At 70.5% G+C, this 24627-nt stretch carries 26 protein-coding genes; 16 read left to right on the top strand and 10 right to left on the bottom strand.

Features of this window, described 5'->3' with window-relative positions:
• On the bottom strand, positions 1 to 717 hold the full coding sequence (locus tag H1D24_RS10030) for an SDR family oxidoreductase (RefSeq protein ID WP_181657068.1): 717 nt from the start codon (positions 715 to 717) through the stop codon (positions 1 to 3).
• Between the two features lie 238 nt (positions 718 to 955).
• Between H1D24_RS10030 and H1D24_RS10025 the strand changes: the two genes are divergently transcribed.
• The 3 genes from H1D24_RS10025 (at position 956) to H1D24_RS10015 (ending at position 2767) form a co-directional block, all read left to right on the top strand.
• Positions 956 to 1183, top strand: a complete 228-nt coding sequence (locus tag H1D24_RS10025; RefSeq protein WP_181657067.1) for a DUF5133 domain-containing protein — start codon at positions 956 to 958, stop codon at positions 1181 to 1183.
• Positions 1184 to 1440: 257 nt separating this feature from the next.
• A complete protein-coding gene (locus tag H1D24_RS10020) occupies positions 1441 to 2442 on the top strand; it encodes a hypothetical protein (protein WP_181657066.1) in 1002 nt (333 codons plus the stop codon).
• Between the two features lie 10 nt (positions 2443 to 2452).
• Positions 2453 to 2767, top strand: a complete 315-nt coding sequence (locus H1D24_RS10015) for a hypothetical protein (RefSeq protein ID WP_181657065.1) — start codon at positions 2453 to 2455, stop codon at positions 2765 to 2767.
• Between the two features lie 9 nt (positions 2768 to 2776).
• Here H1D24_RS10015 and H1D24_RS10010 read toward each other — a convergent pair whose 3' ends face one another.
• Positions 2777 to 4003, bottom strand: coding sequence for a cysteine desulfurase-like protein (locus H1D24_RS10010; protein WP_181657064.1), 1227 nt, complete (start codon positions 4001 to 4003; stop codon positions 2777 to 2779).
• 305 nt (positions 4004 to 4308) lie between these two features.
• Between H1D24_RS10010 and H1D24_RS10005 the strand changes: the two genes are divergently transcribed.
• Positions 4309 to 4581: a DUF1876 domain-containing protein gene (locus tag H1D24_RS10005; protein WP_181657063.1), complete on the top strand. Its 273-nt coding sequence runs from the start codon at positions 4309 to 4311 to the stop codon at positions 4579 to 4581.
• Between the two features lie 180 nt (positions 4582 to 4761).
• On the opposite strand, the gene H1D24_RS10000 is transcribed toward H1D24_RS10005, so the two are convergent.
• Positions 4762 to 5808 (bottom strand): LacI family DNA-binding transcriptional regulator, encoded by a 1047-nt coding sequence (locus H1D24_RS10000; protein WP_181657062.1) that lies wholly within the window; start codon positions 5806 to 5808, stop codon positions 4762 to 4764.
• 124 nt (positions 5809 to 5932) lie between these two features.
• Here H1D24_RS10000 and H1D24_RS09995 point away from each other — a divergent pair, with 124 nt between their 5' ends.
• The 4 genes from H1D24_RS09995 (at position 5933) to H1D24_RS09980 (ending at position 9631) form a co-directional block, all read left to right on the top strand.
• Complete coding sequence (locus tag H1D24_RS09995; RefSeq protein ID WP_181657061.1) at positions 5933 to 7111, top strand: phytanoyl-CoA dioxygenase family protein; 1179 nt, start codon at positions 5933 to 5935, stop codon at positions 7109 to 7111.
• Between the two features lie 16 nt (positions 7112 to 7127).
• Positions 7128 to 7904, top strand: coding sequence for an SDR family oxidoreductase (locus H1D24_RS09990; RefSeq protein ID WP_181657060.1), 777 nt, complete (start codon positions 7128 to 7130; stop codon positions 7902 to 7904).
• Between the two features lie 173 nt (positions 7905 to 8077).
• Positions 8078 to 9082, top strand: coding sequence for a Gfo/Idh/MocA family protein (locus tag H1D24_RS09985; RefSeq protein WP_181657059.1), 1005 nt, complete (start codon positions 8078 to 8080; stop codon positions 9080 to 9082).
• A gap of 63 nt (positions 9083 to 9145) precedes the next feature.
• On the top strand, positions 9146 to 9631 hold the full coding sequence (locus H1D24_RS09980) for a GNAT family N-acetyltransferase (protein WP_181657058.1): 486 nt from the start codon (positions 9146 to 9148) through the stop codon (positions 9629 to 9631).
• A 41-nt stretch (positions 9632 to 9672) separates the two neighbouring features.
• Here the strand turns inward: H1D24_RS09980 and H1D24_RS09975 are convergent, their stop codons facing one another.
• The gene (locus tag H1D24_RS09975; protein ID WP_181657057.1) at positions 9673 to 10608 is read right to left on the bottom strand and encodes a hypothetical protein; all 936 of its coding nucleotides are present in this window, start codon (positions 10606 to 10608) and stop codon (positions 9673 to 9675) included.
• 97 nt (positions 10609 to 10705) lie between these two features.
• On the opposite strand from H1D24_RS09975, the gene H1D24_RS09970 reads away from it, so the two are divergent.
• The 3 genes from H1D24_RS09970 to H1D24_RS09960 all read left to right on the top strand — a co-directional run bounded on the left by H1D24_RS09970 (position 10706) and on the right by H1D24_RS09960 (position 12798).
• On the top strand, positions 10706 to 11737 hold the full coding sequence (locus H1D24_RS09970) for an ATP-dependent DNA ligase (RefSeq protein ID WP_258563960.1): 1032 nt from the start codon (positions 10706 to 10708) through the stop codon (positions 11735 to 11737).
• A 118-nt stretch (positions 11738 to 11855) separates the two neighbouring features.
• A complete protein-coding gene (locus H1D24_RS09965) occupies positions 11856 to 12344 on the top strand; it encodes a MarR family winged helix-turn-helix transcriptional regulator (protein ID WP_181657056.1) in 489 nt (162 codons plus the stop codon).
• A 76-nt stretch (positions 12345 to 12420) separates the two neighbouring features.
• Positions 12421 to 12798: an ArsR/SmtB family transcription factor gene (locus H1D24_RS09960; RefSeq protein ID WP_181657055.1), complete on the top strand. Its 378-nt coding sequence runs from the start codon at positions 12421 to 12423 to the stop codon at positions 12796 to 12798.
• A 202-nt stretch (positions 12799 to 13000) separates the two neighbouring features.
• On the opposite strand, the gene H1D24_RS09955 is transcribed toward H1D24_RS09960, so the two are convergent.
• Positions 13001 to 13798: an aquaporin gene (locus H1D24_RS09955; RefSeq protein ID WP_181657054.1), complete on the bottom strand. Its 798-nt coding sequence runs from the start codon at positions 13796 to 13798 to the stop codon at positions 13001 to 13003.
• Positions 13799 to 13891: 93 nt separating this feature from the next.
• Positions 13892 to 14206: an ArsR/SmtB family transcription factor gene (locus tag H1D24_RS09950; protein ID WP_181657053.1), complete on the bottom strand. Its 315-nt coding sequence runs from the start codon at positions 14204 to 14206 to the stop codon at positions 13892 to 13894.
• A 95-nt stretch (positions 14207 to 14301) separates the two neighbouring features.
• Here H1D24_RS09950 and H1D24_RS09945 point away from each other — a divergent pair, with 95 nt between their 5' ends.
• Both H1D24_RS09945 and H1D24_RS09940 read left to right on the top strand, forming a co-directional pair.
• Positions 14302 to 14721 carry an arsenate reductase ArsC gene (locus H1D24_RS09945; RefSeq protein ID WP_181657052.1) on the top strand — a complete coding sequence of 140 codons (420 nt, stop codon included), beginning with the start codon at positions 14302 to 14304 and terminating at the stop codon, positions 14719 to 14721.
• Positions 14722 to 15144: 423 nt separating this feature from the next.
• The gene (locus tag H1D24_RS09940; RefSeq protein WP_374064197.1) at positions 15145 to 17763 is read left to right on the top strand and encodes a SpoIIE family protein phosphatase; all 2619 of its coding nucleotides are present in this window, start codon (positions 15145 to 15147) and stop codon (positions 17761 to 17763) included.
• Here the strand turns inward: H1D24_RS09940 and H1D24_RS09935 are convergent, their stop codons facing one another.
• Positions 17764 to 18576, bottom strand: a complete 813-nt coding sequence (locus tag H1D24_RS09935; protein ID WP_181657050.1) for a DUF72 domain-containing protein — start codon at positions 18574 to 18576, stop codon at positions 17764 to 17766.
• A gap of 96 nt (positions 18577 to 18672) precedes the next feature.
• On the opposite strand from H1D24_RS09935, the gene H1D24_RS09930 reads away from it, so the two are divergent.
• Positions 18673 to 19587, top strand: a complete 915-nt coding sequence (locus tag H1D24_RS09930; protein ID WP_181657049.1) for an oxidoreductase — start codon at positions 18673 to 18675, stop codon at positions 19585 to 19587.
• 194 nt (positions 19588 to 19781) lie between these two features.
• Positions 19782 to 20741 (top strand): D-2-hydroxyacid dehydrogenase family protein, encoded by a 960-nt coding sequence (locus tag H1D24_RS09925; RefSeq protein WP_181657048.1) that lies wholly within the window; start codon positions 19782 to 19784, stop codon positions 20739 to 20741.
• 147 nt (positions 20742 to 20888) lie between these two features.
• Here H1D24_RS09925 and H1D24_RS09920 read toward each other — a convergent pair whose 3' ends face one another.
• Entirely contained in the window at positions 20889 to 21452 is a 564-nt protein-coding gene (locus H1D24_RS09920; RefSeq protein ID WP_181657047.1) for a hypothetical protein, read from the bottom strand.
• 279 nt (positions 21453 to 21731) lie between these two features.
• On the opposite strand from H1D24_RS09920, the gene H1D24_RS09915 reads away from it, so the two are divergent.
• Positions 21732 to 22394, top strand: a complete 663-nt coding sequence (locus H1D24_RS09915) for a nucleoside/nucleotide kinase family protein (RefSeq protein WP_181657046.1) — start codon at positions 21732 to 21734, stop codon at positions 22392 to 22394.
• A 71-nt stretch (positions 22395 to 22465) separates the two neighbouring features.
• Here the strand turns inward: H1D24_RS09915 and H1D24_RS09910 are convergent, their stop codons facing one another.
• Positions 22466 to 23443, bottom strand: a complete 978-nt coding sequence (locus H1D24_RS09910; RefSeq protein WP_181657045.1) for a phosphotransferase family protein — start codon at positions 23441 to 23443, stop codon at positions 22466 to 22468.
• Between the two features lie 170 nt (positions 23444 to 23613).
• Complete coding sequence (locus tag H1D24_RS09905; RefSeq protein ID WP_181657044.1) at positions 23614 to 24486, bottom strand: helix-turn-helix domain-containing protein; 873 nt, start codon at positions 24484 to 24486, stop codon at positions 23614 to 23616.
• Positions 24487 to 24627: the final 141 nt, after the last annotated feature.

The raw sequence follows: 24627 nt of genomic DNA, 5'->3' as shown, positions 1-24627 counted from the left end.
TCAACCGAAATCCGAGCTCGTCGGCAACACCACGATGTCGCGCACGCAAAGACGCTGCGGCTGCTTCCAGCAGAACAGGATGATGTCGGCGAGCTGGTCGGCGCTGATGAAGTCGGGATGGCCCAGCCGCTCGCAGTACTCCTCGAAGCTGATCCCCATCTCCGCATGGATGTCGGTCCTGACGAACCCCGGTGCCACATTGATGACACGGATGTTGTTCGCGGCCTGGCTCTTCTGCAGCGAGCCGGCCAACGAGCGGAGCGCCGCCTTGCAGGCGTGGTAGACCTCGCCGTCCGGACCCGGCACGCGGTCACCGATCGAGCTGACGTTGATGATCGTGCCGCTCCTGCGCGCCTTCATGGTGCCCAGAACGACGCGGATGCCGTTGAGTACGCCCTTGAGGAGCACGTCGACCTCGTAGGACACGTCCGCCGGGGCCCGGGTCTCCAGTGGGCCGATCCTGAGGAAACCCGCACAGTTGACGATGCATTCGGTCGGCCCGTATCGGGCTTCCGCGCCCTGGACCGCCGCCTCGAGCGCGGCGTAGTCGGCGACGTCGACCGCTGCCGGCAGGACCTGGTCGGCGGGCAGTCCGCCGAGTGGCGTGGGGTGCCGCGACACCAGCAGCAGGGGATGCTGCTCCGCCGCGAAGGCCGCCGCCACGGCCCGGCCGATGCCGTGGCCGGCACCGGTCACCACGACGAGCGGTTTCGACATCAGGCCTCCGAGCAGCGTGCAGCCCCGTGACTTGGGGAGTGTCACACGCCCGCGCCACGGACCTCGGCGCCGCGCCACAACACGCGGGACGCTGCAGCCGTACCGCGGGCACGTGCGGCGGTATGGCCCCTGCGGCACGCTCCCTTCCGCGGCGTCGTCCCCCGCCGCATGAAGGCGACCCTGCCGGGTAACCGACCCCGTGCCCAAGCGATGCACACGTCGTGGAAGGAGAACAACCGTGCTGATGGCCCACCCCGTGGTGCTGCGCAACTTCGTCAAGCAGTACGAGGCACTTCGCCTGCTGCACGCCGAACAGGGCAGCCCTGAGGCACAGCAGCGCATGAACGACATCGCGTACACGCTGTGCGTGGCCACCGGGACGCGCGACGTCGACGCCGCACTGATCGCTGCCCGCCACCGCCTGCCGGGGGCCCGAGTCGAGGACGACTCCCTGATCAGCGCCTGACGACCGCTGAGTGGAGGACTTCCTGCGGGCCGACGGGTTCGACGGGGCCGACCCGGCATGGCGAGCAGATCGTGCAGCCGCACGGGGACGGTACCGGGGGCGCCGTACTGCGTACGTGGTCGTACGCAGTACGCCGACGGCCCCGCCCGACAACGGGCGGGGCCTACTCGCCTCCACGTCCGCAGAGGGGCCATGCCCTTTGCCGGGACGTCCCCGACTGCCTGTCGGACCAGGGCATTCCGGCTGATACTGTGCTGATGACCATGTCCACGGACGCCGTGCCGCTGCCGCCGGGTGAAGCCCCGGCCGCCCCCGTCTGGTCCAGCAAGGACGCTGCCCGCTGGTGCGCTGCGGCCCCACCCCCGTGGACACGGCTCGGCGCGCACGCGCTGGTTCTGGCCGTCGTGCTGATCGGGGGCCTGGTCATCATGGGTGTCTCGGAACCGGATCCGGTGTGTTCGGAGCGTGATCCCTGCGGGACCGACTGGGAGGTGCTGCCGTTCGCGACCGCCCTGTTGTTCCTCCCGTACGCGGTGTTGTGGCTGCCGAGCTTGGCGCGTGTGCTGCTGCCCTTCGGGCTCGTCCTGCCGGTGGCCGCGATGGTCGCCCCCGTACGGCTCTCGGCTGCCGTCGTGGGCGGCGCCGCGGTCATGGCGCTCGGGCTCGCGGTGGCCTGGTGTGCGGTGCACGTGCGACTGCGTGCTCGCGGCCGCCAACGTGCACTGCACGAGGAAGCCACCGTCGGCCACCGGGCGCCGCTCCCGCGCCGACTGCCGCGCTTCCGAGGCGGGTTGGTACGGATCATCACCGGATCCCTGTTGTTCCTCAGCGGCGGCTCGCTGGTGCTGTGGGGTGTCGGCGCCCAGTCCGCTTCGGACGCCCGTGGCGCGCGAGCCGAGCCCGTCTCGGCCGTGGTCCTCGGATACGCGGAAGGCGGAGACGGCGATCCCGATGTACGCGTCGAGTTCCTGGAGGGTCCGTACGCCGGTGAGGCCCGCACCGTCGGCTCGGGAAACGCGGACGATTACCCGGTGGCCCGCACCGTGACCGTCCTGATGGACGGGACATGGCTGCGGCTGCGGGCGGAGCCGTACGACGCAGTGCCGCAGCAGCTGATGTCCGCCCTCCTTCTGGCGCCGGGCGCCGCTCTGATCGGCCGCGGGTTCGTCGTCAACTCCCGGGCGCGCGCACTGCGTTCGGGCCCCCAGCCGGTACTCCACGTGGCGGTGTGGCCCTGGACGGGGGGGACCGGTCGTTGAGCTGTATCCGGTGAACGCAGTGGAGTCCGGGGACGTACGGGCCCGGGCCCTGCGGACGCACGACCAGACAGTGGTGATCCGGGAGGCCGAACCGGAGGACGACCTCACCGACCGGATAGGGGAAGTGCACCAGGTCGACGACGAAGACGAATTCGGGGACGAGGACTGGGACGAAAACGAAGACGTGGACGAAGACGGTGACGATGACGACGAGTACTTCGCTGGTGTCCTCTACGGCCCTCTTCACGACGACGCCACGCCGGCCCTCCTCACGGGCCTGCCCCGCGGCGGCATGGTCCTCGTCGTACTTTCTGCGCTTTCCTGACAGGCCGCTTCAGGGACGCAGGAAGTCCGACAGACCCGCCAGCAGCCTCTCGACGTCCTCCGCGTCGTTGTACGGGGCGAGGCCGACACGGAGGCCGCCGGTGTCTCCCAGCCCGAGCCGGCGGGAGGCCTCGAGCGCGTAGAAGGAGCCGGACGGCGCATGGATGCCGCGCTCTGCCAGGTGGCGGTAGGCGTCCGTCGTGCTGTGGCCGTCGATGGTCAGGAGCAGGGTGGGGGTGCGCTCGGCTGCCTGGGAGCGGATCGTGATCTGCTCGAAAGCGGACAGTCCCTTTTCGATCTGCGCCCGCAGCGTGTCCTCGTGCTCCTCGATCGCTGCGAGGGCGGACACGAGGCGCTCGCGTCGGCCCGCCGCCGTGTCCGTGTTCGGGCCGAGTCCGGCGAGGAAGTCGACGGCTGCGCGGGTGCCCGCAAGGAGCTCGTACGGCAGGGTGCCGAGCTCGAAGCGTTCCGGGACCGCGTTCGTCGACGGCAGCAGCTTGTCGGGCTGGAGGGTCTCCAGCAGCTCGGGCCGGCCCGCGAGGACGCCGAGGTGGGGACCGAGGAACTTGTACGGGGAGCAGGCGAAGAAATCCGCGCCGAGCTGGTCGATGTCGACGAGGGTGTGGGCGGTGTAGTGGACGCCGTCGACGTAGAGCAGGGCCCCGGCCCGGTGGACCAGGCGGGAGATCTCGGCGATCGCGGGGCGCGTGCCGATCAGGTTCGATGCGGCGGTGACCGCGACCAGGCGGGTGCGGTCGGAGAGCACGGCACTGATGTCGTCGGGGGTGAGTTCGCCGGTGGCGGGGTCGAAGTCGGCCCACCGGACCGTGGCGCCGACCTGCGCGGCGGCCTGGATCCACGGGCGGATGTTGGAGTCGTGGTCTAGGCGCGTGACGACCACCTCGTCGCCCGGTGACCACGTCTTGGCGAGAGTCCGGGAGAAGTCGTAGGCGAGCTGTGTGGCGCTGCGGCCGAAGACGATTCCGGACGGGTCCGCCCCCAGCAGGTCCGCCATCGCCTGCCGTGCCTCGGTGACGATCGTGTCGGCGTTGCGCTCCCCCGGCGTCCCGTCGCCTCGGTTCGACAGCGGCTGCGCGAGGGCGTTCGTGATGGCTTCGATCACGGGCAGGGGAGTCTGCGTGCCGCCCGGTCCGTCGAAGTGCGCCGTTCCGGCCGCGAGGGCCGGGAACTGTGCGCGGATGGCGGCGATGTCGTACGTGGTGATCTCGTCCGTCACGAGGAACTCCTGTCGGGCCTGGGCCAGGGTGCTCAGGGAGTGCGGTCGGCTTGTGACGACGGTATCGACACCGGTCACGGCATTCGTCAGCGCATGCCACTGCGGCACTCACCGTGCCGCCGCGGGCCCGGCAGCCTGGCCTGAGCCTGCCTGGCCTGAGCCTGCCTCTTGCCACGCCGGCCGAGTCGGATCCCGGATCCGCTGCCGACCGGCACACTCGTGCACGCACGGGCAAACAGGCGCACATCGTGCAAGCGCGGGCCGACAGGCGCACTCTGGAATCAGCGGTTCCGGAGGTGATCGTGATGACGCAGCACCCCGTCGGGTGGCATGTCGAGCTGGAATTCGAGGAGGACAATCACCACACCCGCGCCGCCGCTCTCGTACGTCTCCCCGACGGGAGCGAGGTGCGGTCCCGCGGATACGCCAGCCGCCACCCCTCCGACTCGAACCAGCCGAAGGTCGGCGAGGAGGTCGCGGGAGCCAGAGCGCTCAACGACATGGCGACAAAGCTGCTGACCAAGGCACACGACGAGATCGACGAGGCGTCGGGCCGGACGTCGCACCCGCTGACCTGACCTGTCGGCCCGTCCGCAGGTCACGTCCTGGTGGTGTTCCCCCATGCCACCGAGGCGGCACAAAGCGTGACCCGCGTCGCCGTGTGGTGCGGCAGGGGGCCCGTCCGCCTGCCGCACCGCGTGAGCGCGCTCATGCGCTCGGCGCCCTCACGCGTTCCGCGTGCGGAATTCGCGGGCTCCTCACCCGGCCAACGGCATGCCCGTGATCCCCGGCGGCATGTTGTACGGCGTCACCACCTGGATCGCCGACGGCAGGAACGGGCCTTCGTCAGGCAGCGCATGGTGCGCACGCATGATCGTCTGGCAGGCGCGGCGCATGTCCTGGCGCAGGTCGTGATGGAGTACGGCGGAGAGGCGTCGTTCGCGCAGGAGCCGGGTGTTGTCGTGGTCGAGATCGTGGGCCACGAAAACGGCGAGCTCGCGGTCGAGGGCGCGGAACGCATCGAGGGTGGCGGCGTTGCCGCCGCCGATGGAGTAGACAGCGTTGACGGTCTCGTCGCGCTTGAGTGCGTCCAGGACGAGGTCCCGCTGGGTCGCGTCAAGACCGTCGGTGTCGGTGACCTCCACCAGTGACCGTTCGGGGTGGGCGCTGCGCATCACGCTGCGGAAGCCCATTTCGCGCTCCTCCTCGTTGCGGAACGAGCCGCGGCTGATCGTGACGAGGACGCTGCCGGGGCGGTCGCCGAGCCACTGCCCGAGGAGATAGGCGGCGGTGGCTCCGGCGGCCCGGTTGTCGATGCCGACGTATGCGCTGCGTGCGCTGCTGGGCAGGTCGGTCACCAGGGTGACCACGGGTATGCCCGCCGCGACCAGCCGTCCGACGGCGAGGGTGACCTCGGGCACGTCCGGAGCCTTGAGGATCACGCCCTGGGAACCGCGCTGGGCGATCCGGTCCAGCGTCGTGATGAGCTCCGACACCGGGCCGGTCTCACGGAAGTGAAAGCGTGAGCGCATGACGGCGGGGTGCAGGGCCGGGAGTTCGGCTTCCAGGGCATCGCGTACCGCCGAGGAGAACCGCTCCGGGGTCTGCATCACGATGTCGATCATGAAGGTGCGGCCGCCGATGCGTACCTGCGTCCGCTGCCGGTCCAGGTCGGCTATGGCCTGGCGCACCTCCCGCATGGTGCTCTCCCGTACGCCGCCGCGGTTGTTGAGGACGCGGTCGACGGTGGCCTGGCTCAGGCCGGCCTGCCGGGCGATCTCCCTGATCGGATAGGGGTGTGCCATGGCTGTTCCCTGGTCTCGAATGATGGCTTCGAATGATGGCTTTTTGATGGATGTCTGCTCATTGCGTGATGGGCACCGGTTCCCAAGACTGGCGGAAACGGAACCGCTCCGGAAGGACCTGTCGATGCTTCCCACCGCTAGGGGCCCGCGGGCGTGGCTCAGTGAGGACGACTGCAGCCTCGACGACCTGCGCTCCCTGGTCGGGCAGAGCACCGAGCCGCTCGACTATCCGTCCGCCGAGGGGGTCGAGCAGAACGTCCTGCGATACGACTCGGCACGACTGCGCGACCTCGCCGCCGCTCCGGACGGTCGCCGGTCGGTCCAGGCGGAGCTGGTCCGCGCCCTGCTGGACGGCCCCGGCATCGTCGTCCTCAAGGGCGCCTTCGCGGACGGCGACGTCGTGGACCGGGCGACCGCCGCCATCCATGCGCTGATCGATGAGGAGCGCGCGGCGGGCACGGCGCGCGGCGATCACTTCGCCAAGCCGGGTGCCAACGACCGGGTGTGGAACGCGCTGGAGAAGATGGCCGTCCGGGCGCCCGAGGTGTTCGCCGACTACTACGCGAACGACATGCTGGCGCTCGTGGCCGCGGCCTGGCTCGGTCCCGGCTACCAGGTGACCTCGCAGATCAATGTGGTCAACCCGGGCGGTGCGGCGCAGAGCGTGCACCGCGACTACCACCTGGGCTTCCTGTCCCAGGACCTGGCGGCCGCCTATCCGGCGCACGTCCACCGCCTCTCCCCCGTGCTGACCCTGCAGGGCGCGGTGGCCCACTGCGACATGCCGGTGGAGTCGGGTCCGACGCTGTATCTGCCGCACTCGCAGAAGTACGAGCCGGGGTATCTGGCATGGCGGCGACCGGAGTTCGTCGACCACTTCGAGCGGCATCACATTCAGCTGCCCCTGGAAAAGGGCGACGCCGTCTTCTTCAACCCCGCGCTCTTCCACGCGGCGGGACACAACCGGTCCGCGGACATCCGGCGCATGGCGAATCTGCTGCAGGTCAACTCCGCCTTCGGCCGCGCGATGGAGACCGTCGACCGCGAGGCCATGGCGAACGCGCTCTTCCCGGTGCTGGCGCGCCGCAAGGCCGAAGGCGCCTCCGACGAGTGGCTGCACCGCGTGGTCGCCGCCTCCGCCGAGGGCTACCCCTTCCCCACCAACCTGGACCTCGACCCGCCGGTCGACGGTCTGGCCCCGCCATCCCAGGCGGACACGATATGGCAGGCGCTCACCGAGGGCTGGAGCCCGGACCGGCTGCGCCAGGAACTGCAGGCCGGCACCAAGCGCCGGCAGAGCTGAAGGGAAACCCGCATTCATGGGACTGCTTGAGGACAAGGTCGTCCTCGTCAACGGCGGCAGCCAGGGCGTCGGCGCCGCGATCGTGCGGGCGGCCGCCCGCGAGGGCGCCGATGTCGTCCTCACCGGCCGCCGCCCCGAGATCGGTGAGGCTCTCGTGGCGGAGCTGGCCGACGCGGGGGCCAAGGTCTCCTTCGTACGGGCCGACCTGGCCGACCCCGAGCAGGCGCGCGGCAGCGTCGAACAGGTCGTCGCGGCACACGGACGGATCGACTGCCTGGTCAACGCGGCGGGTCTCACGTCCCGCGGGTCACTCCTTGAGACCACTCCGGAGCTGTTCGACACGCACATGGCGATCAACCTGCGGGCGCCGTTCTTCGCGATGCAGGCGGCCGTGACCGACATGGTGGCCCGTAAGGCGCCGGGCACCATCGTCAACATCGGCTCCAACTGCGCGCACGGCGGCCCTCCCTTCCTCGCGCCGTACTCCGCCGCGAAGGCCGGGCTGGCCGGCCTGACCCGCAATGCCGCGCACGCCCACCGCTGGGACCGTATCCGGATCAACGGCCTCAACATCGGCTGGACGGAGACCGAGGGCGAGGACGCCGTGCAGCGCGAGTTCCACGGGGCGGGCGACGACTGGCGCGAGGAGGCCGCCGGCCGTCTGCCGATGGGCAAGCTCGGACAGCCCGACGAGATCGCGGACTTCGTCGTCTTCCTGCTCTCCGACCGCAGCGGCGTCGTGACCGGGTCCGTCATCGACTGGGACCAGAACGTCGTCGGCGCACAGGACTGACATCCGCCGTACCGAATCCCCGGCGCCGTGCCGAATCCACCGTCAGCGCCGTACCGAACCACCGTCAGCGCCGTACCGAATCCCCGGTCAGCGCCGTACCGAACCACCGTCAGCAGCGAATCACCACCGAATCACCTTTGCACCGCCCGACCGGGCTGAAGGAGCAACATCTCATGCGTATAGGCATCATGGGCCTCGGCCGGATCGGCGCCTTCCACGCCGAAACCCTGTCCAAGCTCGACGCGGTGGACTCTCTCGTGGTCACCGACCCGGTTGCCGCGGCCGCCGCCTCCGCCGCCGAGCGCTTCGGAGCCACGGCGGCGGACTCACCCGAGGCCGTACTGAACGCCGGAGTCGACGGCGTCGTCATCGCCGCCGCCACCGACGCGCACCCGGAGCTGATCCTCGCCACCGTCAAGGCCGGCATCCCGGTCTTCTGCGAGAAGCCGGTGGCGCGCACCGTGGAGGAGAGCCTCGACGTGCTGCGCGCGGTCGAGGGCAGCGGCGTCGAGGTCCACATCGGCTACAACCGGCGCTTCGACCCCGGATATGTGGCGGCCCGGCAGGCCGTGCTCAGCGGCGAGCTCGGCCTGCTGCACACCGTCAGGTCCACCACCCTGGACCCGGCGCCGCCTCCCGCCGCGTACGTGGCCGTCTCGGGCGGCATCTTCCGCGACTGCAGCGTCCACGACTTCGACATCGTCCGCTGGGTGACGGGACGCGAGGTCGTCGAGGTGTACGCCACCGGCTCCAACCGCGGCGCCGACTACATCGCCAATGCCGGGGACGTCGACACCGCCTCGGCCGTCCTCACGCTGGACGACGGCACGCTGGCCCTGGTCTCCAACACCCGGCACAACCCGCGCGGTTACGACGCCCGCCTGGAGATCCACGGCATGAAGGACAGCATCGCCGCTGGTCTCGAGGACAAGCTGCCCCTGCGCTCCGTCGAGCCTGGGGCCACCTTCCCGGCCGCGAAGCCGCACCACTTCTTCATGGACCGCTTCGCCGACGCCTACCGCGCCGAACTCACCGCCTTCACCGAGGTGGTCGCGGGCCGCAGGCCGTCCCCGTGCACCGTGGCCGACGCCATCGAGGCGAGCCTGATCGCCGAGGCATGCACCCTGTCCCTGCACGAGCACCGTCCCGTACGCATGGAGGAGGTGCGCCCGCGGTAGCCGGGCCGACGGCGGTACGGCTGACCGGGCCGGGATGTCAGTGCTCGATGCCAGACTCTCCGCATGAGTGACGATGTGCGGTCCGAAGAGGTCGTGGATGTGCGGCTGCGGGATGTCGGGGAAGCCGATCTGCAGCTGTTCTACGAGTACGAGCACGATGCGGAGGCAGTCCGGCGGTCGAGGTTCACCCCCCGGCCCCGGGAGGCCTTCATGAAGCACTGGGCCACGAAGCTCCTCGGTGAGCCCACCGTCTTCGTGCAGACGATCACCGTCGACGGAGAGACGGCGGGCAGCGTCGTGGCCTGGTGGGAGCAGGACCGGCGCTTCATCGGCTACTGGCTGGGCCGGCCGTACTGGGGGCGGGGCATAGGCAGTGTGGCGCTCGCGCTCTTTTTGCAGCGGGAGAGGAATCGCCCTCTCTACGCCGATCCCTTCGCGGGGAACACCGGGTCGGTGCGCCTGTTGGAGAAGTGCGGCTTCCGGCGCTCCGAGTCGGTGTGGCACGGCGAGAACGAGCACGTCCTGCTCGTGCTGGAGGAGGCCGGCTGACCACGGCGCGCCCGCTCATCGCGTCTCCTCGCGTCGCTCGGTCACCCCGCCTCCAGACGCTCGGCCCGGGTGCGGGCGTTCTGGGCGGCGCGGCGTGCCTTCTGGGCGGTGCGGCCTGCCTCGGTGACCTGGTGTCGTGCCGCGTCCAGGTCACTGCGGGCCGTGCGCTGCCGCTCCTGCGCCGCCTTCAGTTCCTCGGCCAGCGCGGCAACCCGCGCATCCGCCTCCTGCAGCAGCCGCTCGGCCTGCTCACGCCGTGCCTCGGCATGCCTGAGCTCGTCCTCGCGTCGGAGTGCTTGCTGCTCGGTGCTCTCGGCCTCTTGACGGGCATGGGCGCGCTTCTGGCGCAGTTCCTCCTGTCGGCGTCGTTCCTTGGCCTCCTTCGCCGTCGGGACCGCACTGTCCCGGGCAGGAGCGCGGCGGGCCGTGGTGGCTTCGGGATCAGGGCGCTTTCCGCGTGCGGGCGGGGCCGTGGCGGCAGCGGCGCTCTCGGAGCCTGCGAAGAACTGCGTCCCGACCGGTGGATGGAGGGCTTTGGTCAGGCGGCCGGAAGCCCATTGCTGTGCGGCCTCCGGGTCGGCGAGGACCGCGTGCAGGGTGTCCTCGATCTCTCGCTGCATGTCGTCGCCCACCGGATGCCCGGCCTCGGCCGCCAGCAGCCGGGCCTGCCGGGCGAGCGCACCGACCACACTGTGCTGCTGCCGGTTGAGGTCGCGCAACTGCGGACCGTCGAGCTGTTCGTGGGCCTGGCGCAGTCCTTCGCCCAGCCGAAGCAGCCCGGCCACCTGCTCGGGCTCCGCGCGCACGAGGAGATTGCCCGCCCATGCCGCCAGCGTCGGACGCCGCAGGGCGCTGATCTTCGCGGCGAGCGTGCGGTTGTTCTCCTTTCGGGCGGCGGCCGCATACCGGTCGCGCGCAGGGATGAAGTCCTCGGGCGCCAGCCCGTACAGCTCGGCCTCGATGCTTTCCAGATCCACGACGCCTTCCCGATCCACGGTTCGCCCCAGGTCCACGAGTCTGCCCTTTTCCTTCGGGTATGTCTTTTATGTGACTCTCGTCCCTCCGGTGGAGCCCATGCTGGCGCGTGCCGTGCCGCAGCTGCCAGGGCCCGGTGCCCTGCCCCAGATGGTGTTCGAGCCGAAGTACGACGGTTTCCGGATGCTGGTGTTCGCCCAGCCGGGCGGCGAGGTGTTCCTGCAGTCCCGCAGCGGCCGTGACCTCACCGGCTCGTTCCCGGAGATTGCTGACGCGGCTGCGGCGCTCGGCGAGGACGTCGTGATCGACGGAGAGGCCGTCATCCACACCGGCAGCAGGCTCGATTTCGGCGCGCTTCAGCAGCGCCTGAACACCCGGCCGCCGGCCCTCTCGCGGCTGGTGCGTGCGCATCCGGCACACCTGGTGGCGTTCGACCTGCTGCAGCACGCCGGCACCGAGATGCTCACCTGGCCGTACCGGGAACGCCGCGCCGCCCTCCAGTCGCTGTTCCAGGGCCACGGCCTTGCCGCGCCATGGGCCCTCACGCCGTCCACGACCGACCGCGCCCAGGCGGAGAAGTGGCTTGCCGAGTGGTCGGCCGTGGGGGTGGAGGGCGTGGTCGTCAAGAGCCTGACCCAGCCGTACCAGCCTGGTCGGCGCGGCTGGCTGAAGTACCGCGCACGCCACACGGCCGAAGCGATCGTCGGCGCCGTCACCGGAAGCCTCGCTCGCCCCCAGAGCGCCCTGCTCGGCCGCTACACAAGTGACGGGCATTTCCTGATGGTCGCCCGCAGCACACCCCTCTCGGCCCGGACGCGAGCTGAACTCAGCGGTCTGCTCTCACCGGCAGGTGCCGATCACCCCTGGCGAGACGTGCAGTTCAGTACGCACTGGGGCAGCCGTGAAGTGCTCGACATCACCCCCGTGGCGCCCCAGATCGTCGCGGAGTTCCACGCCGACTCCGCCATCGATCACGGCCGCTGGCGCCATCCCGTCCGTGTCCACCGGCTGCGCATCGATGTCACGCCCGACGACGTTCCCCTCCATTCCGAGCAGGCGGTCACCGACCCGTCAGGAAAGGCGGATCCCCCTGAACACCGGCCTCCCGAGGGTCGGCTGACGGCCGGCTGACGGCAGGCTGTCCGGCCTGATGACGCCCGAAAAGGTGTGCGCCCATCTGACGTCATCGGGCCGCCACGCTGGGAGGACGGACCAGGTACATATCAACGTGCCTCTTACGATCAAGGACATGGCAGAGAACGCCCGGTGGCTGAACGCCGAGGAGAACCGCGCCTGGCGCGCGTTTCTGCGCACACGCCGCCTGCTGGGGGCCCGGCTCAACCAGCAACTGCTGCGCGACTGGGGGTTGTCCGAACCGGAGTACGAAATCCTGGTGGTTCTGTCGGAGCATCCCGACAGAAGGATGACCTCGCTGGAGCTGCGCTGTCGGCTCCTGTGGGAGAAGAGCCGGCTGTCACACCAGTTGCGCCGCATGGAGCTGCGCTGCCTGATCAGCCGCGCGCCCAATCCTGACGATGCCCGAAGCGCCATCGTCTCCCTGACCGCGGAGGGTCTCCGGGCCATCGAGCAGGCCGCGCCAAGCCATGTGGCCAACGTGCGGGAGCACTTCATCGACTTTCTGTCGCAGGAGGAGCTCGCCATCCTCACCGAGATCTGCGAGCGCGTCGTCGACCATCTCCTCGCCGGTGGAGAGCTGAGCGCCCCCGAAGGGGACTGACCGGCCGGCCCCGGCCGGGGCGCTCGCCGAAAATGGGAGCTGCCTTCGTCGATTCGACATGTGTCAACATAGACGTATGTCGAATGCCGAGGCGCTGCTGCCGATACTGGAACCCGAGGCCCCCGCGGCCGTGGCGCCGTGCTGCCCGCCGCTGACCGAGCGGCCCCTGACCGCGGAGGAGGCAGCGGGGACCGCGAAGATGTTCAAGGCGCTCGGCGACCCGGTCCGGCTGCGGCTGTTCTCGCTGGTCGCCTCGCACGAGGGCGGCGAGGCATGCGTCTGCGACATCTCTGACGTCGGCGTCTCCCAGCCGACCGTGTCCCACCACCTGAAGAAGCTCAAGGAGGCCGGGCTGCTCACCTCCGAGCGGCGCGGCACCTGGGTCTACTACCGCGTTGAGCCGTCGGTACTGGCCGCCATGGGCCGATTGCTCACGTCCGCGACCGGGGCCTGACACCGCGGCCGGCCCCCAGGCGGCGCTTGCCGTCATCGCGCCGCCCCGCACGCTCCTGCTGGTTAATCGTCCGTCGGCGCCGGTTGATCAACGATCAGCCGCGGTTGTCCTCGACGTCGACTGATCGACCGTTGGCGCCGTCGATCAACCATCAGCGGCCGGTTGCCGTCGACGTCGGCCGATCGACCGTCGGCGCCGCCGATCAACCGTCGGTTTCCGGCCCGCGACCCGGGCGGCCGAACACCAGTACCACCAAGCCCAGCCCCACGACCGCCCCGATCACCTGCATGGCGATGAACCCGGCCACCGAGCCGGGGGCTATGCCGGCGAAGGTGTCGGAGAAGGCCCGGCCGATCGTCACGGCCGGGTTGGCGAACGACGTGGACGAGGTGAACCAGTAGGCGGCGCCGATGTACGAGGCGACAGCGACCGGCGCGAAGTGCAGCCGGCCGGTGCGGGCGAGCCCGAAGATCAGCAGGACCAGCCCGGCGGTGGCGACGACCTCGCCGAGCAGCAGGTGCCCGGCAGAACGCTCGTGGGTCGACCACTGCACCACCGGCTCGGCGAACATGGCGTTCGCCAGGACGGCCCCGCCGATCGCTCCCACAATCTGGGCCGGTATGTAGAACAACAGCTCGCGGGCCGTGACTCCCGAGCCGCCTCGCCTGGCCGTGAGCCACTCGGCGAGCGTGACCACAGGGTTGAAATGGGCTCCGGACACCGGTCCCAGCAGTGCAATCAGCACGCCGAGACCGAAGACCGTGGCGACCGAGTTGGCAAGCAGCTGCACCCCGACGTCCTGGCTCAGCTGTGTGGCCTGGATGCCCGAACCCACCACGACGGCGACCAGCGCGGCCGTCCCGACCAGCTCGGCGGCGGCCCGACGGGCAGACGTCGTACGCGGCTGCGCAGGCAGCGGCGTCGCGCCCGGCTCGGGCTGCGGTACGGCGGCCGATGCGGGCCCCGGCGCGGCCTCGGACAGCGAGTCGGTGGCGGTCAATGCGGGCTCCTCGGAAGACGAACAAGGGGGGTCGAGCAATGTGGGTGGAGCAATGAGGCAAGGCGAAACAGGAGATCAGGGGCAAACAGGAGATCAGGGGCAGGCGCGCTTGGCTGCGCTCTCGGCAGTGGCGCGGGCACTCGCGGCGAGTTCCGCGAACGAGTCGGCGACCGAGGCGATGACCTCCGGCTTGAGCCGGTAGTACGTGAACCGGCCGCAGGGCTCCGTCTCCACCACTCCGGCCTCGCGCAGCACCCGCAGATGGTTGGACAGGTTGGTCTGCCGCGCGCCCGTCTCCTCGACCAGGTGCGTGGTGCACAGTGTCTCGCGGGCGAGCAGGGACACGATCTTCAGCCTCAGCGGGTCGGCCAGTACCCGCATCAACTCAGTATCGACTGACGTCAGCATGGACTGATACTGTCACATCAGCAGGAGCTGACACCAGACCAGCCTGAGCTGACGCCCCGAACAGCGTGAGCTGACATCCAGACCAGGAAGCGCCGATGCCCTCCACCCCGCTCGCCTCCGTACTGTTCGTCTGCGTCCACAACGCCGGACGCTCGCAGATGGCCGCCGGATTCCTCGACCACCTCGCAGGGGACCGCGTCGAGGTCCGCTCCGCGGGATCCCTCCCCGCCGACCAGGTCAACCCTGCCGCCGTCGAGGCGATGAAGGAGGTCGGCGTCGACATCTCCGGCCAGCAGCCCAAGGTGCTGACGACCGAGGCTGTGCAGGCGTCCGACTACGTCATCACCATGGGCTGCGGGGACGCCTGCCCGATCTTCCCCGGCAAGAAGTACCTCGACTGGGCCCTGGAGGACCCGGCCGGCAAGGGCGTCGAGTCGGTGCGCCCGATCCGCGACGAGATCAGGACCCGTATAGAGGCCCTGATCGCCGAGATCGACGCCACGTCGGAGCAGTGAGCGGCTGCCGCGGCGCCGCCCCCGTTCCGCGCCGGCCTCAGCCCGTCGGCGCGAACGCGTTTCTGTCACAGAACGTGATGCCGCTCGCCACCTTGGACCGGGGCAGTGTAGACATGGGCTATGGTCCGACTCTTGGGTCGATCCTGGGCCCAGTCGGGCCTCACACTCACCGGTCTGTGCTTCGGGCGCCGACTGGAGTACGCATGCCGACTGTCGGACCCACCCGAGGGGCTTGAGCAGGCACCCGGAGGGCATGCGCAGCGAGACCGACAGACGCTGCGAGACCGACAGACCCTGCGAGACCGGCAGACGATGCAGGACCGGCAGACCCTCCACCGCCCCTCTTTCGACCAGCGGGGACGCCAGGACGGCGGCCCCCGCGACGACCCCCCACGCACGTGGACCGCGAGGCTGCGGTCGGCGTTGAGCAGGCGCAGCGTCGCCGGCCAGGTGTTCGTGCTGCATGTGGTGATCGTGCTGCTGCTGGTGGTGGCCGCGGCGGTGGCCCTGGTGCTGCAGGTACGGCACGACAGCGGCCAAGAGGCGCGCAACCGATCGCTCGCCGTCGCGGAGACGTTCGCGAACGCACCCGGAATCGTCGAGGCCCTGAACAGCCCGGACCCCACCGCGGTGCTGCAGCCTCGCGCCGAGGCGGCTCGTACGCAGTCGCACGTGGACTTCATCGTCGTCATGAACACCGAGGGGATCCGCTACACGCACCCCAAACCGGACAGGATCGGGAAGAAGTTCGTCGGGACCCTCGCCCCCGCACTGGCCGGCCGCCCCATCACCGAGGAGATCGACGGGACCATAGGCCATCTGGTGCAGGCTGTGGTCCCCGTCAAGGATCCCGACGGGACGGTCGTGGGGCTGGTCTCCGCCGGCATCACGACCGAGCATGTGGGCGGCTACGTCGAGGAGCACATGCCAATCCTCTTCGCCGCCGCGGCCACCGCCCTCGCCCTCGCCACGGCCGGGACGGCGCTGGTGAGCAGACGGCTGCTGCGCCAGACCCGGGGCCTCGGCCCGTACGAGATGACCCGGATGTACGAGCACCATGACGCGGTGCTGCACTCGGTCCGGGAAGGGGTGATCATCCTCAGCGGTGAGGGCCGGCTGGTACTCGCCAACGACGAGGCGCAGAGGCTGCTCGACCTGCCCAAGGACGCCGAGGGCCGGCACGTCTCGGAACTCGGCCTGGACTCCGGCACGGCCGGGCTGCTGGCCTCCGGGCGAGTCGCCACGGACGAGGTGCACCTGGTCGGGGACCGGCTGCTGGCGGTCAACAACCGGCCCACGGACCGCGACGGAGGCCCGCGCGGCAGCGTCGCGACGCTCCGCGACTCGACCGAGCTGCGTGCCCTGTCCGGCAGGGCCGAGGTGGCACGGGAACGCCTCAAACTGCTGTACGACGCCGGGGTGGGGATCGGTACGACCCTCGATGTGACCCACACCGCCGAGGAGCTGGCCGAGGTGGCCGTGCCGCGCTTCGCGGACTACGTCAGCGTGGACCTGGGGAACGCCGTCCTGAACGGGGACGAGCCGGACCGCACGGTCACAGAGCTGCGCCGTACCGCGTTCAACGGCATCCGGAACGACGCTCCCCTCTACCCGGTCGGCGCGCAGATCACCTTCGTCGCCTCGACCCCCCAGGCCCAGGGCCTCACCACCGGACAGGCGGTCCTCGAGCCCGACCTGAAATCCGCACCCGGGTGGCTGGCACAGAGTCCCGAACGCACCGCAGAGGTCCTGGAATTCGGCATCCATTCCATGGTCACCGTCCCGCTGCGCGTGGGCGGCGTGGTGATGGGAGTGGCCAACTTCTGGCGCTCGGAGAAACCCGAGCCCTTCGACGAGGACGACCTGGCGCTCGCCGAAGAGCTTGTCACCCGTGCCGCGGTCTCCATCGACAACGCTCGCCGCTACACCCGCGAGCACACCATGGCCGTGACGCTGCAGCGCAGCCTGCTCCCGCGCAATCTGCCCGAGCAGAGCGCGCTGGACGTCGCCTACCGCTATCTGCCCGCGCAGGCGGGGGTGGGCGGCGACTGGTTCGACGTCATGCCGCTGCCCGGAGCCCGAGTCGCGCTCGTCGTGGGCGACGTCGTCGGCCACGGCCTGCACGCCGCGGCCACCATGGGCCGGCTGCGTACCGCGGTGCACAACTTCTCGACTCTGGACCTGCCGCCCGACGAGATCCTCGGTCTCCTCGACGACATGGTCAGCCGCATCGACCAGGACGAGGCCGCGGCGGGCGGCAGCGCCACGATCACCGGCGCCACCTGTCTGTACGCGATCTACGACCCCGTCTCCCGGCGCTGCACCGTCGCCCGGGCCGGCCACCCCCTGCCGGCGCTGGTCCGCCCCGACGGCACGGTCGACTTCCCCGAGGTGCCCGCGGGCCCGCCGCTCGGCCTCGGAGGACTCCCGTTCGAGACGGCCGACCTGATCCTGGACGAAGGCAGCAAACTGGTCCTCTACACCGACGGCCTCATCGAGGACCGCTACCGGGACATCGACATCGGACTCGAGCTCCTGCGCATGTCTCTCGCCGGGGCCGACCGGTCACCGGACGACACCTGCCGTGCGGTTCTCGACGCCCTGCTGCCGGCCCGCCAGAGCGACGACATCGCCCTGATCGTCGCCCGCACCCGCGCCCTGGGTGCCGACGGCGTCGCGGAGTGGGACGTGCCCTCCGATCCCGCGGCCGTCGCGGAGGTGCGTGCCTCGGTCGTCGGGCAGCTCGCGGAGTGGGGACTGGACGACATGGTGTTCACCACGGAGCTGGTACTGAGCGAGCTGGTCACCAACGCCATCCGCTACGGAAGCGCCCCGATCCGCGTCCGCCTGCTGCGCGACCGCAGCCTGATCTGCGAGGTCTTCGACGCCAGCAGCACCTCACCGCACCTGCGGTACGCGGCCACCATGGACGAGGGCGGGCGGGGCCTGTTCCTCGTCGCCCAGCTCGCCGATCGCTGGGGCACCCGTTACACCCCCGAAGGCAAGATCATCTGGGCCGAGCAGTCGCTCCCCCACGGGTAGTCACGCCGCGCCGGCTGCGCTGCTGGTACCGGCAGCGGTGCCGGTCCGGGACGGCAGGCGCCGCGGGGTACGGCTGACGGTCATTCCCTCGGCCGTCGCAGCGCGCGCGAAGACGATGGCGTCGTGGACCGCGGCTCCGCCGGGATCGTTGTTGAAGTACACATGGAGGTCGCACGTGTCCGGCCAGGTGTCGGCGAGTCGCCGCACCCATGTGTGGAGCGACTGCCGGCCGTAGCGGGGCCACGGCTTGGCCCGTCCGACGTGAAGGCGCAGATAGCCCCAGTCCGTGGTCCGCCAGAGCGGCGTGGTGGGCCGGGCCTCCACATCGGCCCAGCACAGGGCGGCACCGCGGTTCTCGAGCACGGCGCGGACCTCGGGGGTCCACCAGGAGTCGTGGCGGGGCTCGACCGCCACCCGCGTACCGGCCGGGAAGCGGGCCAGGCAGTCGTCCAGCAGTGCCGGATCCGCCCGCAGGGTGGGCGGGAGCTGCAGCAGCACCGGGCCGAGCCGGTCACCGAGACCGGCGGCATGGCTCATCAGCCGGTGTACCGGTTCCTCGGGGTCGCGCAACCGCTTGATATGGGTCAGGAAGCGGCTGGCCTTCACGGCGATGACGAAGCCCTCCGGCGTACGGGCACGCCATGCGGCGAACGTCTCCGGCGTGGGCAGCCGGTAGAAGGCGTTGTTGATCTCGACCGTGGCGAACTGTGCCGCGTACTCCTCCAGCCACAGCCGCTGCGGCATGTCGGCCGGATACAGGACTCCGCGCCAGTCCCGGTACTGCCACCCGGAGGTACCGACGAACACGGGCATACATCCATCAGAGCACGTCCGTCACGCTGCCGGGCGCCCGACCGCCCGCCGACCGGCGCTCTGTGCACCCGTGGGACCGTGTGCCAGACTCCCTCGATGACCTCAGAGACGATCACCGCGGCGGCCTCGGGCACCTGGAAGCTCGGTGACCTGACCGTCAACCGCCTGGGCTTCGGCGCGATGCGCCTGACCGGCAGCGCCGCCTTCGACCTCGGCACACCGAGCGACCGCGAACGGTCGATCGGCGTGCTGCGGCGGGCGCTCGAGCTCGGCGTCAACCACATCGACACCGCCGCGTTCTACTTCTCGTCGCTGCGCTCCGCCAACGAGCTGATCAACCGGGCGCTGGCCCCCTACCCGGACGACCTGGTCATCGTCACCAAGGTCGGGCCCTGCCGCGACCCGTCGGGCAAGTGGCTGCCCTGGGCCACTCCCGAACAGCTGCGCGGCCAGGTCGAGGAGAATCTGCGCCAGCTCGGCCGCGACCACCTCGACGTGGTGAACCTCCGCCTCAACGGACCCGGCACGCTGGCCGAGCACTTCGGCGCGCTGGCCGAGCTGCGCGACGCAGGACTCGTACGCCACCTGGGCATCTCCAATGTCGATCCCGCGCACCTCGCCGAAGCCCAGGCCATCGCGCCGGTGGTCTGCGTGCAGAACCGGTACGGCCTGGAAACCGGGCGCGCCGACTCCGACGAGGTGCTCCGCGCCTGCGGGGAGCAGGGCATCGCGTTCGTGCCGTTCTTCGCGATCGCCGGTGAAGCAGGTGCATTCGGCGCGAGCAGCACCGACGGCGACGACGGCCAGGGCAGCGAAGTACTCGCCGTCGCCCGCGCACACGGCGCGACTGAGGCGCAGGTACGGCTGGCGTGGACCCTGCACCAGGGGCCGCATGTGCTGGCCATCCCGGGTACGGGCAACCCGGACCATCTGGTCGAGAACGTGGCCGCCGGCGCGCTGCGGCTCTCGGCGGACGAGCTCGCCCGCCTGGGATCCGTGCACCACGGGTGAGGTCCACGGCGGTCTCCACCACGGTGAGGGCTGAGGCGGGAACCAGCGCGCTCGACCCCGTGCGCCCACGTTGAAGCGGAACAGAGAGAATCACGGGGCCGGGACGAAGAGCCGAGGGGGCCGGCCGTCCCGGCCGGGGAGCCTCTGCGGTGACCACCGCGACACCAGCGACACCAGCCTTGGAGAGAACCGACATGCACCTTCGCTGCGCCGTGCTCGACGACTTCCAGAGCGCCGCGACCACCGTCGCGGACTGGTCGCCCCTCGCGGATGACGTGGAGGTCGTCGCGTTCACCGAGCACTTCGCCACCGAGGACGAACTCGCCGCGGCCATCGCCGACTTCGATATCGTCGTCACCCTCCGCGAGCGCGTGCCCTTCCCCGCCTCGCTGCTCTCGCGGCTGACCCGCCTGAAGCTGCTGATCGCCTCCGGGATGCGCAATTCGGTGATCGACTACGCCGCCGCCGAGGCGGGCGGGGTCACCGTGTGCGGCACCGCGAGTTCCTCGACGCCTCCCGTCGAGTTGACCTGGGCGCTGCTCCTCGGCCTGGCCCGCGGGATCGTCACCGAGAACAACGCGCTGCGGGACGGCGGCCCCTGGCAGAGCACCGTGGGCGCCGATCTGCACGGCCGCCGGCTCGGTCTGCTCGGGCTCGGCAAGATCGGCAGCAGAGTGGCCCAGGTCGGCCTCGCCTTCGGCATGGACGTGGTGGCCTGGAGCCAGAACCTCACCGAGAAGCGCGCGGAGGAGGTAGGCGTGGAGCTGGCCGCCTCCAAAGAAGAGCTGCTCGCGGACAGCGACTTCGTCTCCGTCCACCTCGCGCTCAGCGACCGCACCCGCAATCTGGTCGGCGCCCGCGAGCTGGCACTCCTCAAGCCGACGGCCTTTCTCGTCAACACCTCCCGTGCGGCCATCGTCGACCAGGACGCGCTGCTCAGCGCCCTGCGGGACGGCCGCATCGCCGGGGCGGCGGTCGATGTGTTCGACATCGAGCCGCTGCCCGCCGATCACCCGATGCGCTCGGCACCCCGCCTGCTCGCCACCCCGCACCTCGGCTACGTCAGCCGCGCGAACTACGAGACCTACTACAGCCAGGCCGTGGAGGACATCCAGGCGTTCCTCGCCGGATCGCCGGTACGTGTTCTCGGCTGACGCCTGGTGCGTACGGCCCACCGGTGGTCCAATGAAGGTGGAGCCAAGGACCCCACATCCAGACGCGGGGAAGCGGAGCGACACCGCGCACCGCGCAATCAGGGTCCGCGAGAAGCGGGCGGGTCCTTGGCCCCCTCACCCCTGCGGTCAGGTCGTGGACGAGAAGGCGAGAACGGCCGTTCCGTCATCGACGGACTTCACCCTGATGGTGAGCCCGTTGAGGATGCAGATGCCGCCGGCGCCGCTCGTGGCCTGCAAGGAGTTGCCGTTTCCGGTCGCCCGCATGGACACGGTGTCGGAGGTGACCAGGGTGACGGAGACCCGGTCGATGCCGAAGCGGCTGTCGACGGGGATGTCCGTGGGCTCCGACACCGCGATCTCACAGGTCCCGTCGAAGCACGCCTTCACGTCGGAGGCGCCGGCGCGCACAGGGACGGAGACCGGCGAGTTCGGCGAGTTCGGCGAGTTCCGCGAGTCGATGGAGTTCGACGACGACGGCGAAGACGATTCAGCGGAGGCCGAGTTCGACACCCCCGCCGTCAGCCAGTCGCCGTTCCGGCCGTCCGAACCAGAGGCCTCCCATCCACAGCCGACCACCCCTGCGAGGCTCAACGCAGCCACCGCCATCGCCGCCGCTACGGTGCGCCGACGGCCGGCCGTCCTGCGCTCCGGTCCGTACCCGGCCCACGCTCCGGCTTCCTCTGCCTTCATGGTTTCCGTTCTCAACGATCAACCGCCATCCCGTACACGATTCCGTACATTCCCTGCGCCGCCGGGGGCATCGGTCCAGCCCGGCCCGCACTTGTGTAACGGGCGAACCGAGGAGGGGTCCCGGAGCGGATGGGGCACTTTGACCCGGATGGAGCACCGCGGCGCCCTCGGCCGGCCCAGGTGTTCTCAGCCGACGTGCCCGCGGGACACTGACCCCATGAACATCGAGGAGCACAGTCCCGAACAGCTGCGCCCACTCGCGGCGAGCGGCCCCAGGCGATGACGCTCGACGACCTCGTCACCCGGGCCGCGTCTCTCGTACGGCCGGGTCACCGCGCGATCCTCGGCATCACCGGCAGCCCGGGCGCCGGAAAGACCACGCTCGCCGAACAGCTGGTCCGGGAGCTCAACGGCGACGGACCGCCCTGGGCCGTCCATGTGCCGATGGACGGCTTCCACCTCGCCGACGTCGAACTCGACCGCCTGGGCCGCCGCGACCGCAAGGGCGCCCCCGACACCTTCGACTCCGCGGGCTACGCCGCGCTGCTGCGCCGCCTGCGCGACGAGGAGGAAGACATCGTCTACGCGCCGGGCTTCGAGCGAACTCTGGAACAGCCGATCGCGGGCACCATCCCCGTGCCGCGCACCGCCCGGCTGATCGTCACAGAGGGCAACTACCTTCTGTTGGACGACGGCTCATGGGCACGTGTCCGGTCCGAGTTGGACGAGGTCTGGTACTGCGAACTCGACGAGGACGAACGCGTACGCCGCCTCGTGGAGCGGCACGAGCAGTTCGGCAAGGACCACGACACGGCGGTGGCATGGGTGCTGGGCACCGACCAGCGCAACGCCGACCTGGTCGCCGGGGGCCGGCACCGCGCCGACCTGATCGTCCCCACGGCCGCCCTGCCGGCTCCGTGTGGCGGCCGTCCCCTGGGCTGATCACCTCCGCGCGCCGACGCTCCGTCCACGGCTCGTACGAGCGCCACGTGCTCAGTGGGCCCGGGCGGCCTTCATCCCAGCTCGCGCAAGTCGCTCACCCATCCGTCCAAGGTCCCTCGGCAGTGGGCGAGACGCTCGGTGTCGTAGCCGCGCGGTCCGCACTCGACGACCAGAATCAGGCCCAAGTACAGCCGGTACAGGGCAAGGCGGTGCTGGAGGGCCGGTCCGGAGCCGAGTTGGCCGCCGGCCTCGGTGTAGCCCGTGACGAGTTCGCTGCCGGGGCCGGTGTCACCTCCGAAGGCGAGGGAGATCAGTTCGGCGGCGGGGTCGCCCCAGAAGGCCCGTTCGTGGTCGATGAGGCCGGTGACACGAGCCCCGGAGCCGTCGACGAAGACGTTGCCGGGCCACAGGTCGAAGTGGACCAGGCGGGGCTCGGTGACCTCGTCCAGCGCGTACCCGCCCTCAGCGACGAGGGTTCGTACGTCCGCCGGGCTGATTCCCAGCGGCGACTCCCAGCGGGCGGCGTCGTCGAGTATGGCCTCGACCATGGCGGTGAACGCGCCGCGCCAGTCGGGCGCGGACAGCCCGGACTCCGGGGCCGGATAGCCGAAGGAGCCGTCCTCCGTCTTGAGTGAGTGCAGGCGCGCGGTGATCCGGCCGAGCTCGTGGCGCAGGGCCGACTGTGCAGTGGCCGGCAGAACATCGGACACCGTGTCCCAAGGGGTGCCCTCCAGCACGGATATGGCCAGGAAGTCGTCGCCTGCGAAGAGGAGTTCGGGCATGGGTATGCCGGCCGGATCCGCGCCGACCCGCCGGTAGACCATGGCCTCGGTGTTCATGATGCCGCGCTCGTAGCGCAGTACGGGGACCTCGGCGGGCGGGGCGAGTTTGACGATGGCGGGACGGCCGTCGTCGAGCAGGACCCGATAGGCGGTGTTGAACCACCCATCGGTCAGTTCGGCCTCGAGACGGCATCCGGTCCCGGCGGATTCCCGGAGAAGGGCGTCCAGTTGCTGGGCGGTGAGACGGCGCTTGGTCTGGCTCTGCATCGCGGGAACACTTTCGTCGGTGTGGCGGCGGCTGCGCCTATTGGCGCACGAACTGACGTTGCGAACAACCAGTGCTGCCGCTGGAGGTCGACGTGTCGCTTCCCCCGGGCCCGGACCCCGTAGCCCCGTAGGTCCGTAGCTCCGCAGTCCGGTAGTCCCGTCGGCGGCACCTACCGACGCTCCCCCGAAGCCCGCTGCCGCGCCCCGGACCGGTATGCGCCCGGCGGGGATCCGTACCGTTGCCGGAAGGCCCTGCTGAAGTGGAACGGGCTGGTGAAGCCGGACAGTGCGGCCACCCGTTCGGCCGGAAGTTCGGTGGCCTCCAGCAGCCGGGCGGCATGGCGCAACCGGGCTTGTTGCAGCGCCCGCATCGGTGACTGTCCGACATGCTGCGTGAACAGGTGGGCGAACCGGGACGGCGACAGCGCGACTTCGGCGGCCAGCGACTGCACCGTATGCGGCGCTCCCGGATCGGCATCCATCAGTTCCTGGGCCTGCCGCACGCGCGGGTCGATGCCTGACTCGCGCCGGTCCGCACGGGCGCCTGCGGTAGCGGTGGCGATCAGCACGATCTCCTCCAGGGAGCAGAGCGCCAGTTCCCGCGCCGCGGTGCCGTGGGCGACGGCGACCTGCCCGGTTGTCGGCCCGGTGTCCGGCCGTGGGGCGCCGTGCCCCGTCCATCGGGCGTCGGCAAGCATCCGGTGGAACGCCGCGTCGATGCGTCCCTGTATGCCGGGTACAGGCGTGACGGCGTACGTCCTGTCGCCTCTCGCGTACGGGCGCAGCCATGTGGACCACGACGCTCTGGCCTGGCAGTGCACCCACCAGAACGCCCAGTGCCGCGCTGCAGGACCGACCGCGTACCGGTGCGGCATACCGGGGCCCAGCACGACCAGGTTCCCCGCGGCGGCCTCCACGGGCACCGCGCCCTGGACCAGCCGTCCGCATCCGCCCGTGGTCCAGGTGAAAAGCCAACTGTCCGCGCCACGCGGCCGGTTCACGGCATATCCGGTCGGCTGGTCGAAGCAGCCGATGGTCACCATGCCCGGAGGCGGGGACGGGTCGGTACGCGAAGACGCGCGCGGCAGCGCAGCCTCTCCCCCAGGCCCGTGCTCCGGCACAGGCGCAGCCACGGACGCCCCGGGAGACGGGTCGGCAGCCTCGGGCAATTCATCAGCACGCAC

The organism is Streptomyces himalayensis subsp. himalayensis, assembly GCF_013778455.1.
Taxonomy (GTDB): domain Bacteria; phylum Actinomycetota; class Actinomycetes; order Streptomycetales; family Streptomycetaceae; genus Streptomyces; species Streptomyces himalayensis.
Note: the sequence above shows the minus strand (reverse complement) of the source record. Positions and strands in the feature narration are given on the sequence as shown.

Coding starts and splice junctions, on each gene's coding strand:
- H1D24_RS09915 (WP_181657046.1), top strand. CDS start 21,732: ATGACGCTCGACGACCTCGTCACCCGGGCCGCGTCTCTCGTACGGCCG.
- H1D24_RS09960 (WP_181657055.1), top strand. CDS start 12,421: ATGTCGAATGCCGAGGCGCTGCTGCCGATACTGGAACCCGAGGCCCCC.
- H1D24_RS09935 (WP_181657050.1), bottom strand. CDS start 18,576: ATGCCCGTGTTCGTCGGTACCTCCGGGTGGCAGTACCGGGACTGGCGC.
- H1D24_RS09995 (WP_181657061.1), top strand. CDS start 5,933: ATGCTTCCCACCGCTAGGGGCCCGCGGGCGTGGCTCAGTGAGGACGAC.
- H1D24_RS10005 (WP_181657063.1), top strand. CDS start 4,309: ATGACGCAGCACCCCGTCGGGTGGCATGTCGAGCTGGAATTCGAGGAG.
- H1D24_RS10000 (WP_181657062.1), bottom strand. CDS start 5,808: ATGGCACACCCCTATCCGATCAGGGAGATCGCCCGGCAGGCCGGCCTG.
- H1D24_RS09925 (WP_181657048.1), top strand. CDS start 19,782: ATGCACCTTCGCTGCGCCGTGCTCGACGACTTCCAGAGCGCCGCGACC.
- H1D24_RS09965 (WP_181657056.1), top strand. CDS start 11,856: ATGGCAGAGAACGCCCGGTGGCTGAACGCCGAGGAGAACCGCGCCTGG.
- H1D24_RS09910 (WP_181657045.1), bottom strand. CDS start 23,443: ATGCAGAGCCAGACCAAGCGCCGTCTCACCGCCCAGCAACTGGACGCC.
- H1D24_RS09905 (WP_181657044.1), bottom strand. CDS start 24,486: ATGGTGACCATCGGCTGCTTCGACCAGCCGACCGGATATGCCGTGAAC.
- H1D24_RS09945 (WP_181657052.1), top strand. CDS start 14,302: ATGCCCTCCACCCCGCTCGCCTCCGTACTGTTCGTCTGCGTCCACAAC.
- H1D24_RS09950 (WP_181657053.1), bottom strand. CDS start 14,206: ATGCTGACGTCAGTCGATACTGAGTTGATGCGGGTACTGGCCGACCCG.
- H1D24_RS09990 (WP_181657060.1), top strand. CDS start 7,128: ATGGGACTGCTTGAGGACAAGGTCGTCCTCGTCAACGGCGGCAGCCAG.
- H1D24_RS10030 (WP_181657068.1), bottom strand. CDS start 717: ATGTCGAAACCGCTCGTCGTGGTGACCGGTGCCGGCCACGGCATCGGC.
- H1D24_RS09970 (WP_258563960.1), top strand. CDS start 10,706: ATGCTGGCGCGTGCCGTGCCGCAGCTGCCAGGGCCCGGTGCCCTGCCC.
- H1D24_RS09985 (WP_181657059.1), top strand. CDS start 8,078: ATGCGTATAGGCATCATGGGCCTCGGCCGGATCGGCGCCTTCCACGCC.
- H1D24_RS09930 (WP_181657049.1), top strand. CDS start 18,673: ATGACCTCAGAGACGATCACCGCGGCGGCCTCGGGCACCTGGAAGCTC.
- H1D24_RS09920 (WP_181657047.1), bottom strand. CDS start 21,452: ATGAAGGCAGAGGAAGCCGGAGCGTGGGCCGGGTACGGACCGGAGCGC.
- H1D24_RS10020 (WP_181657066.1), top strand. CDS start 1,441: ATGACCATGTCCACGGACGCCGTGCCGCTGCCGCCGGGTGAAGCCCCG.
- H1D24_RS09980 (WP_181657058.1), top strand. CDS start 9,146: ATGAGTGACGATGTGCGGTCCGAAGAGGTCGTGGATGTGCGGCTGCGG.